Source organism: Mesorhizobium sp. (assembly GCF_004962925.1).
Lineage (GTDB): Bacteria > Pseudomonadota > Alphaproteobacteria > Rhizobiales > Rhizobiaceae > Mesorhizobium.
In genome coordinates this window covers 992-8,845 of record NZ_SUEO01000247.1, presented here as the reverse complement: position 1 = coordinate 8,845, position 7,854 = coordinate 992, and the positions used below count along the sequence as shown (strand labels likewise).

Sequence of the window (7,854 nt, the reverse complement as noted above, 5' to 3'; positions counted from 1 at the left end):
TTCGTAGCCGAACAGGCCGAGCAGGCGCGTGCGCAAGACAATTGCGAGCAGGATGAGCGCGGCGACCGCGCCACCGAACCCTAGCGCCAGCAGCGCCACGGCGCCGAGCACGGCGCCGGCAATGGCAGTTTCGGCCGACACCGTGCCTGCATCGGCCGAGAGGCCGTCGCTGCGAGCCGCCGGCAACAGGTGCATGAAAGCGCCGAACAAGCCGCGCGAAGCGGCATGCGCGGCTATGAAAGCGACCAGAACTTGCGCCGGGCTGGCGAATTCCGAAAGCACGCTCCAGCGGATCAGCAGCGAAATACCGAGCGCGCAGGCGCCGTAGGCGCCGATGCGGCTGTCGCGCATGATTTCCAATTTCCTGTCACGTGTCTTGCCGCCGCCAAAGCCGTCGGCGACATCCGAAAGCCCGTCTTCATGCAGGCAGCCGGTGGCGAGCAGGGTTGCGGCAAGGGCAAGTCCCGCTGCTGGGCCGGCGGCAAGGCCGAGCCAGGTTCCGACCGCGTAAACCAAGGCGCCAATCAGAGCGACGGCGAGGCCTGCGACCGGCGCTGCCCAGATCGCGTCGGCAAGGCTACGGCCGCGAAAACCTACGACCGGCACCGGCAGCCGGGTGAAGAACACGAGGCAGAGCGCGATGTCGTCGAGCGCCTGCCGGGGTGAAGGGATTGCGGTCATGCACCTCTCGCAATCGCATGGAAGAATGTGCCGCTGACATGGCCGCGCCGGTAGCCGGAGGCGCCGAGCGGATTGCCCTGGCCATCAGCAAGGTCGGCCAGTGGCTCGTCATTGCCGGTGGAAATCATCTGCGCATAGTGGAATTCGTGGCCACGGATCAGCGTGCCTTGCGTTCCAAGCGGGCAATCGGCCCGCAGCCGCGCCTCGCGGTAGCCGAGATTCATCTTTCGTTTGGCAAAACTGGTCGAATGGCCGAGCAGGCCGAGCATCCTGTGCGTCTCTCCCGAGGCATCCTCCAGCGCTTCGCCCATAACCATGAAGCCACCGCACTCGCCGTGCACCGGCCGTGTTGCCGAAAACACTTCAATGCCGGCCCTGAAATTCGCAGCCGCCGCAAGGCGGCCGGCATGAAGCTCGGGATAGCCGCCGGGCAGCCAGCAGACATCGCAATTGTCGCTGGGTGCTTCGTCGGCGAGTGGCGAGAAGCAGACGATTTCCGCCCCGGCCTTGCGCCAATGCGCCGCGACATGCGGGTAGAGGAAAGTGAAGGCGGCGTCCTCGGCCAATGCGATGCGCTGGCCGGGCGGCGGCAGCGCGTCGCTGAAGCTGCCCGGTGCAGGTTCAAATGGCGCCGCCAGCGCCATGATGGCGTCGAGGTCGAGCGAGCGTTCGACCATGTCGGCCAGCCGGTCGAGATGCGCCATCAGATTCTCGTATTCGCCGGCCTGGACGAGACCGAGATGGCGCTCCGGCAGGTTGAGCGTCGGGTCTCGCAATATGGCGCCGACGACAGGCAGGCCGATCGCCTCGATGGCGTCGCTGCAGAGACGGCGATGACGTTCGCTGCCCAGCCGGTTGAGCACGACGCCGGCCATGCGCACATCGGGGTCGTAGGTAGCAAAACCCTTGGCGACGGCCGCCGCCGTGGTCGACTGCCCGGAAACGTCGAGCACCAGCAGCACCGGCAGGCCATAGAGCCGGGCAAGGTCTGCGGCCGAGCCGGTGCGGCCCGGATCAGCGGGAATCCCGTCGAACAAGCCCATGGCGCTTTCGAGGAAGATGAAATCGGCGTCTTCAGTAGCGTCACCGGCCAGCGCGTTGAGCAACGCAGGCGGCATCGCCCAGCTGTCGAGATTGACGCCGGAAAATCCGGTGGCAGCGGTGTGGAAGCCGGGGTCGATATAGTCGGGACCGGATTTGGCGCCGCGCACTTTCAGGCCGCGCCGGGCGAGCGCGCGCAAGATGCCGATAGTGACGCTGGTCTTGCCCGAACCCGAGCGCGGCGCGCCGATGATGATCGCGCGGGTCATGGCTCGCCCGCCAATGCCGCGCGCATCGCAACGATGCCGCCGACAACGATCAGCGCCGGTGAGGTCAACCCGGCGGCGGCCGCTTCCTCGGCAATGGTGGCGAGCGTGGCGACGACGATGCGCTCCTGCGGCGTCGTTGCGGCAACAATCACCGCCGCCGGCGTCGACGGCGCCAGCCCGCCCTTGAGCAGTGAGGCTGATATCAGCGGCAGATTGGCCATGCCCATATAGACGACGACCGGCTGGCCGGTGCGGGCGATTGCCGCCCAGTCGAGGTCGTCATCGGTGCCGGCGGCGTGGCCGGTCGCCAGGATCACCGCCTTGTTGATGCCGCGCATGGTGGCGGGGATGCCGGCACCGGCAAGCGCGCTGAGGCCTGAGGTGAGGCCGGACAGGACGCGGAACGGGATGTTTTCGCGGGCAAGCGCCAACGCCTCTTCGCCGCCACGCCCGAAAATATAGGGGTCGCCGCCTTTCAGCCTGACGACGCGCCGGCCTTCGTGCGCCAGCCGGACCAGCAAAGCGGTGATGTCGTCCTGCTTCATCGACGGCTGGCCGCCGCGCTTGCCGGCGTAGAAAAGCTCGGCACTCGCCGCCACTGCCACGACATCGGGAGATACCAGCGCGTCGTAGACGAGGGCATCGCACTGCCCAAGTGCGGCCAGCACTTCCAGCGTCAGGCAGCCGGGATCACCGGGGCCGGCACCGGCCAGCCAGACATGACCCGGCTCCAACTGGCGTGGCTTGAAGTTCAGCCGGGCCAAAGCCTGTTCGATCGTGGTGCTTCCACCTCTGTTTCCGGTGCCGTCGTTCACAATCCGTCCCGCCCGCGAAAACGCCGCTGATAGTGGGCGTCGTAAAGTGAACTCTCGCCAAAGCCTTCCGCTGCCAGCGAGCGGCCGACGAAGATGATCGCCGTGCGTTCCATCGGATCGGCGGCCAATTGCGCCTCGATGGTGGCCAGTGTGCCGATCAGCACGCGCTCGTCCGGCCAGGAAGCACCGAAGACGACCGCAACCGGGCAATCGGCGCCATAGAACGGCGTCAATTCGGCGACGACACGGTCGATGGCGTGGATGGCAAGGTGGATGGCCAGCGTCGCGCCGGTGCGGCCGAAGCCGGCCAGCGTTTCGCCGGGCGGCATTTTTGACGCACGGCCGGAGATGCGGGTCAGCACCAGGCTTTGCGCGACTTCGGGAATGGTCAGCTCCCGGCGCAGCGCTGCCGCAGCGGCTGCGAAAGAGGGCACGCCGGGTGTCAGCGTATAGGCGATGCCGTGCTTCTCAAGACGGCGGATCTGCTCGGCGACGGCGCTCCACACCGACAGGTCGCCGGAATGCAGGCGGGAGACGTCGTGGCCGGCCTGGTGGGCCGCCAGATATTCGGCCTCGATCTCGTCGAGCGACATCGGCGCGGTGTCGATCAATTTCGTGCCGGGGGCGCAGTGCTGCAGCAGCTCGGGCGCGACGATCGAGCCGGCATAGAGGCAGACCGGGCAGCTTGCCAGCAGTCGGCTGCCACGCAAGGTGATGAGGTCGGCCGCGCCCGGTCCGGCGCCGATGAAGTGGACGGTCATGCTGCGTCTCCGCTGATGGCGATGGCGCAGGTGACCGGGCCGAGCACAATGCGCGGCCCAAGCAGTTTCGCGCCTTTCCCGGCGGCGGCAAGCGCCGAGGCTTCGGAAACCGACGGCGTGCCGGCATGTTCCTGTGACAGGCTCGAGCGGCTGATTGCGCGCGACGACGCGGCCTTGAGCGCATCGTCCTCGACAACGATCACTGGCAGGGCGAGGTCGCGGCCCGCAGAGAGGATTGCCTGCTCGTCCTGCTTCAGAGAAGCGGTGGCGAGCGCCGAAAGTGCCGTCATCGCCAGCCCATGCGCCTCCAGCGCGGTTTCGATCGCGGCAAGCACATCCCTTGCGCTGATGCCCTTACGACTGCCGATGCCCGCGACCATCATGGCTTGACCCAGCTCCATTGGGTGACCGGCATGGCCGGCCGCCAGGCTTGCATCGAACCGACCGGCGAAGCACGGGATATAACGATGCGGGTGAGATCGCCGCCGAGCGCGGCGTGGCGGGAAAGAAGCAGCGCCTCCATCTCCAGCGTCACCGCATTGGCAACCAGCCGGCCACCAATGCGCAGGGCCTTGATGGCCGCGCCCAGCACGCCGGTATCGCTGCCGCCGCCGCCAATGAAGATCGCATCGGGCGTGCCTAGCTTCGCAAGCGCCTTTGGTGCCGAGCCTTCGACCACGACAAGGCCAACGCCACAGTGTGATGCATTGCGGTGGATGCGGGCGGCGCGGGTCGGATCGGCCTCGACGGCAATGGCGCGCATCGAGGAATGGGCCAGCATCCATTCGATGCCAATTGAGCCCGAGCCGGCGCCGATATCCCACAGCAACTCGCCGCGTCTGGGGGCGAGGGCGGACAGGGTAATCGCGCGGATCTCGCGCTTGGTGATCTGGCCGTCATGCTCGAATAAATGGTCCGCAAGGCCTGAAGCCAGCGGCAGGATGCGTGCCTCTAAAGTTGAGTCAACTTCGATTGCCAGCACGTTGAGCGGATTGACCTTTTCGAGGTCGAAGGCGTCGGCTCGAACCGAACGCAGCCTTTCGTTCGGGCCGCCCAGCGTCTCCAGGACCGTTAGCCGTGAGGCGCCGAAGTCGAGTTCGGCCAGCAGGCGCGCAATCGCTGCCGGCGCATCGCCGTCCGAGGTCAGCGCAAGGATGCGGGTGCCCGGATGCAACAGCGGCCGGATCAGGTCGAGCGAGCGGCCATGCAGCGAAATGGTCTCGATATCCTGCAGCGCCCAGCCGAGGCGGGCGGCAGCCAGCGACGTGGCCGAAGGCGCAGGGATGACGCGCATCTCCTCAACCGCAACCTTGCGGGTAAGGGTGACGCCGACACCATGGAAGAACGGATCGCCGGAGGCCAGCACGCAGACCTTTTTGCCCGCAAGTGCCAGCACGTCGCGCATCTCGGCATCGAAAGGGGTCGACCAGGCGCGTGCTTCACCTTTGGCGAGTGACGCGACAAGGGCAAGGTGACGCGTGCCGCCGAAGACGAATTCGGCCTCGGCGATCAACCGCTTGGCCTCGTCACCGAGACCCGCTACACCGTCCTCGCCGATGCCGACGATTGTTAGCCATCTTGAGTTGAGCTTGGCGCCGCGCGGACCCTCAGCAGGCATGATGACCCACCGCATTTTGATCCTCGGCGGAACAGCCGAAGCCCGGCAATTGGCGGGAACGCTGGCCGCGCGTACTGATGTGTCGCTCACGCTGTCGCTGGCCGGCCGCACTGAAAGCCCGGTGGCGCAAGGCGTGCCGACGAGGGTGGGTGGTTTCGGGGGCGCCGGCGGGCTGGCGGCGTATCTCCGCCAAAACCAGATCGGTCTGCTGATCGACGCCACACACCCCTATGCGGCGCAAATCTCTGCCAATGCCGCGGAAGCGGCGCATGAGGCCGGCGTGCCGATCATTGCGCTCAGGCGCCCGGGCTGGGAGCCAGCCGAACGCGACCGCTGGACGCTCGTTGATGGAGTAACCGACGCTGTACAGGCTCTGGGCACTGCGCCGCGCCGCGTGTTTCTGGCGCTCGGCCGGCAAGAGGTCGCCGCCTTCGAGGCCGCACCCCAGCACCATTATCTCATCCGCAGTGTCGATCCGGTCGAGCCAAGGCTCGCTGTGCCCGATGCGACCTATCTCTTGGCGCGCGGACCGTTCCGGGAAGCCGACGAGCATGCACTGCTTCGCGACCATCACATCGATGCCGTCGTGTCCAAGAACAGTGGCGGCGAGGCGACCTACGGCAAGATCGCCGCTGCGCGGGCACTCAGCATCGAGGTGGTCATGATCCGCAGGCCGGCGCTGCAGGACGTTGCGTCGGCTGAGACCGTCGAAGCTCTTGCCGAAATGGTCGATCATTTTCTGGTCAGTCATTTTCTTGGGCCCGCTGCCGAACGCGGCGTGTAGACCAGCGCCGGTTTTTCACCGCGCTTGATGATCCTGGTCTCAGGCGAGCCGATGATGATGCAGGTCGCCATATCGGCCTTTTCCGCATCTGCGTCGGCCAGCAAAAACACCTCGATGCGCTCGTCAGGACGGCCGGCGGCGCGGCCGAAGACGACCGGCGTGGTGCCCGGCAGGATCGCTGTGAGGCATTCGAAGGCGCGGCCGAGCTGCCAGGGGCGTGCCTTGCTGATCGGATTGTAGAGCGCGATGACGAAACCGGCGCCTGCCGCGGCCAGCAGGCGTAGCTCAACCAGGTCCCACGGTTTCAGATTGTCGGACAGTGAGATGGCGCAGAAATCATGGCCGAGCGGTGCGCCGATGCGGGCGGCGACCGCGAGCATGGCGGTGATGCCGGGCAGCATCGCCACGTCGACACCACGCCATTCCGCCGGACCGGCCTCGATCGCTTCGCAGACGGCCGCCGCCATGGCAAAGACGCCGGGGTCGCCGCCGGAGACGACCGCGACGTGATGGCCTTCGGCAGCCTTTGACAGCGCATCCTTGGCGCGAGCGAGTTCCTCGCGATTGTCGGAGGCGACGCGGGTCTGGTCGGGGCGCAGATCGAGCCGGTCAAGATACGGTTTGTAGCCGTAGAAGAATTTTGCCTCGGCGACGGCGCGGCTCGCTTCCGGCGTCACCTGGTCGGCATTGCCGGGTCCGAGGCCGATGACGGTCAGACGGCCGCTCATGCCCCAGCCTCCACCAATGCTTCATGGCGGCCAGACCAGCCGGCCACCAGCACGATGGCGAAGTAGGGCGCCTTGTCGTCCTTCTTATCGGCCAGCCGCATCGAGACGCCGCCCGGCATGGTACCGCGCTCGACATAGACGGCACGCGCCAGCTTGTCGGTCGCTTCCAGCGCGCGCCTGATCTTGGGCAGGTTGCGGCCAACCTTCATGATGACGGCGGCATCGGTATCGGCGAGGCGGCGCGTCAGTTCGAATTCGCTCATTGTGCCCGGCAGCACGGTCAATACATCGTCGCCCTGGACGATCGGCGTTCCAGTCGCCGACCAGCAGCCGGACATGGCGGTTACCCCGGGAATGACCTCGGTTGGGAAGCGGTGCGCCAGCCTGACATGCAGGTGCATGTAGGAGCCGTAGAACAGCGGGTCGCCTTCCGAAAGCACGGCGACCATTCTGCCGGCGCTGAGGTGCTCGGCGACCTTCTCGGCCGACTCCTCGTAGAAATCGGTTATCTGCGACCGGTAATCGCTGTGATCCTTGTCGATCTCGGTGGTCACGGGATAGAGCAGCGGCAATTCTATCAGATCAGGACGAAAATGGGCGCCGACGATGGCACGCGCATTGCTGTTGTTGCCGCGCTTGGCGAAATGCGCGACCACGTCGGCCTCGGTCAGTGCGCGCACGGCCTTCAGCGTCAGCAGCTCGGGGTCGCCGGGGCCGGTGCCGACGCCGACAAGCCTACCTTTTGCAATCGCGTTCACAGACCCGGCCTCGCCAGTGCGTTGAGTGCTGCGGCGGTCATGGCGCTGCCGCCCAATCTACCGCGCACGATGGCGTAGGGCACGCCATAGGAATTCTCGGCCAGCGCGTCCTTCGATTCGGCAGCACCGACGAAACCGACCGGCATGCCGATGATAACAGCCGGTTTCGGCGCGCCGTCGCGCAGCCTTTCCAGCAGGTAGAAAAGTGCGGTCGGCGCATTGCCGATGGCGACGACCGAACCGGCCGTGCGATCGCCCCACAGGTCGATGGCCGCGGCCGAGCGGGTGTTGCCGATCTTTTTCGCGATGTCAGAAGTTTGCGGATCGCGCAGCGTGCAAATCACCTCGTTACCGGCCGGCAACCGGGCGCGGGTGACGCCGTGCGAGACCATCTCGGCG

General features: G+C 66.6%; 10 protein-coding genes. 1 reads left to right on the top strand and 9 read right to left on the bottom strand.

The annotated features are described in order from the left end of the window. The 6 genes from E5W87_RS31020 to cbiE form a co-directional block, all read right to left on the bottom strand. Positions 1–681 (bottom strand): adenosylcobinamide-GDP ribazoletransferase (locus tag E5W87_RS31020; RefSeq protein WP_292406417.1); only part of this gene is annotated, 681 nt, incomplete at its 3' end. Continuing rightward, positions 678–1,991: a cobyrinate a,c-diamide synthase gene (locus E5W87_RS31015; RefSeq protein WP_292406414.1), complete on the bottom strand. Its 1,314-nt coding sequence runs from the start codon at positions 1,989–1,991 to the stop codon at positions 678–680. The genes E5W87_RS31020 and E5W87_RS31015, both read right to left, overlap by 4 nt. Next, positions 1,988–2,806, bottom strand: a complete 819-nt coding sequence (gene cobA / locus E5W87_RS31010) for a uroporphyrinogen-III C-methyltransferase (protein WP_292406411.1) — start codon at positions 2,804–2,806, stop codon at positions 1,988–1,990. Before cobA ends, E5W87_RS31015 begins: the two co-directional genes overlap by 4 nt. Next, positions 2,803–3,567, bottom strand: a complete 765-nt coding sequence (cobM, locus tag E5W87_RS31005) for a precorrin-4 C(11)-methyltransferase (RefSeq protein ID WP_292406408.1) — start codon at positions 3,565–3,567, stop codon at positions 2,803–2,805. The genes cobA and cobM overlap by 4 nt, the downstream gene beginning before the upstream one ends. Continuing rightward, positions 3,564–3,950 (bottom strand): cobalamin biosynthesis protein, encoded by a 387-nt coding sequence (locus E5W87_RS31000; protein ID WP_292406405.1) that lies wholly within the window; start codon positions 3,948–3,950, stop codon positions 3,564–3,566. The genes cobM and E5W87_RS31000 overlap by 4 nt, the downstream gene beginning before the upstream one ends. Then, complete coding sequence (cbiE, locus tag E5W87_RS30995) at positions 3,947–5,185, bottom strand: precorrin-6y C5,15-methyltransferase (decarboxylating) subunit CbiE (protein WP_292406425.1); 1,239 nt, start codon at positions 5,183–5,185, stop codon at positions 3,947–3,949. Before cbiE ends, E5W87_RS31000 begins: the two co-directional genes overlap by 4 nt. 1 nt (position 5,186) lies before the next feature. Here cbiE and E5W87_RS30990 point away from each other — a divergent pair, with 1 nt between their 5' ends. Next, complete coding sequence (locus E5W87_RS30990) at positions 5,187–5,969, top strand: cobalt-precorrin-6A reductase (protein WP_292406422.1); 783 nt, start codon at positions 5,187–5,189, stop codon at positions 5,967–5,969. Here the strand turns inward: E5W87_RS30990 and E5W87_RS30985 are convergent. From E5W87_RS30985 to E5W87_RS30975, 3 genes are all read right to left on the bottom strand, one after another. Next, positions 5,933–6,697: a precorrin-3B C(17)-methyltransferase gene (locus tag E5W87_RS30985; RefSeq protein ID WP_292406402.1), complete on the bottom strand. Its 765-nt coding sequence runs from the start codon at positions 6,695–6,697 to the stop codon at positions 5,933–5,935. The genes E5W87_RS30990 and E5W87_RS30985 overlap by 37 nt on opposite strands. Then, positions 6,694–7,455: a precorrin-2 C(20)-methyltransferase gene (locus tag E5W87_RS30980; RefSeq protein ID WP_292406399.1), complete on the bottom strand. Its 762-nt coding sequence runs from the start codon at positions 7,453–7,455 to the stop codon at positions 6,694–6,696. The genes E5W87_RS30985 and E5W87_RS30980 overlap by 4 nt, the downstream gene beginning before the upstream one ends. Next, the coding region (locus E5W87_RS30975) for a precorrin-8X methylmutase (RefSeq protein ID WP_292406396.1) at positions 7,452–7,854 on the bottom strand (403 nt) is incomplete at its 5' end. The genes E5W87_RS30980 and E5W87_RS30975, both read right to left, overlap by 4 nt.

Bases quoted from the DNA above. Each gene is read 5' to 3' on its own strand.
- E5W87_RS31015 (WP_292406414.1), bottom strand. From the start codon at position 1,991: ATGACCCGCGCGATCATCATCGGCGCGCCGCGCTCGGGTTCGGGCAAG.
- E5W87_RS30990 (WP_292406422.1), top strand. From the start codon at position 5,187: ATGACCCACCGCATTTTGATCCTCGGCGGAACAGCCGAAGCCCGGCAA.
- cbiE (WP_292406425.1), bottom strand. From the start codon at position 5,185: ATGCCTGCTGAGGGTCCGCGCGGCGCCAAGCTCAACTCAAGATGGCTA.
- E5W87_RS30985 (WP_292406402.1), bottom strand. From the start codon at position 6,697: ATGAGCGGCCGTCTGACCGTCATCGGCCTCGGACCCGGCAATGCCGAC.
- cobM (WP_292406408.1), bottom strand. From the start codon at position 3,567: ATGACCGTCCACTTCATCGGCGCCGGACCGGGCGCGGCCGACCTCATC.
- E5W87_RS31000 (WP_292406405.1), bottom strand. From the start codon at position 3,950: ATGATGGTCGCGGGCATCGGCAGTCGTAAGGGCATCAGCGCAAGGGAT.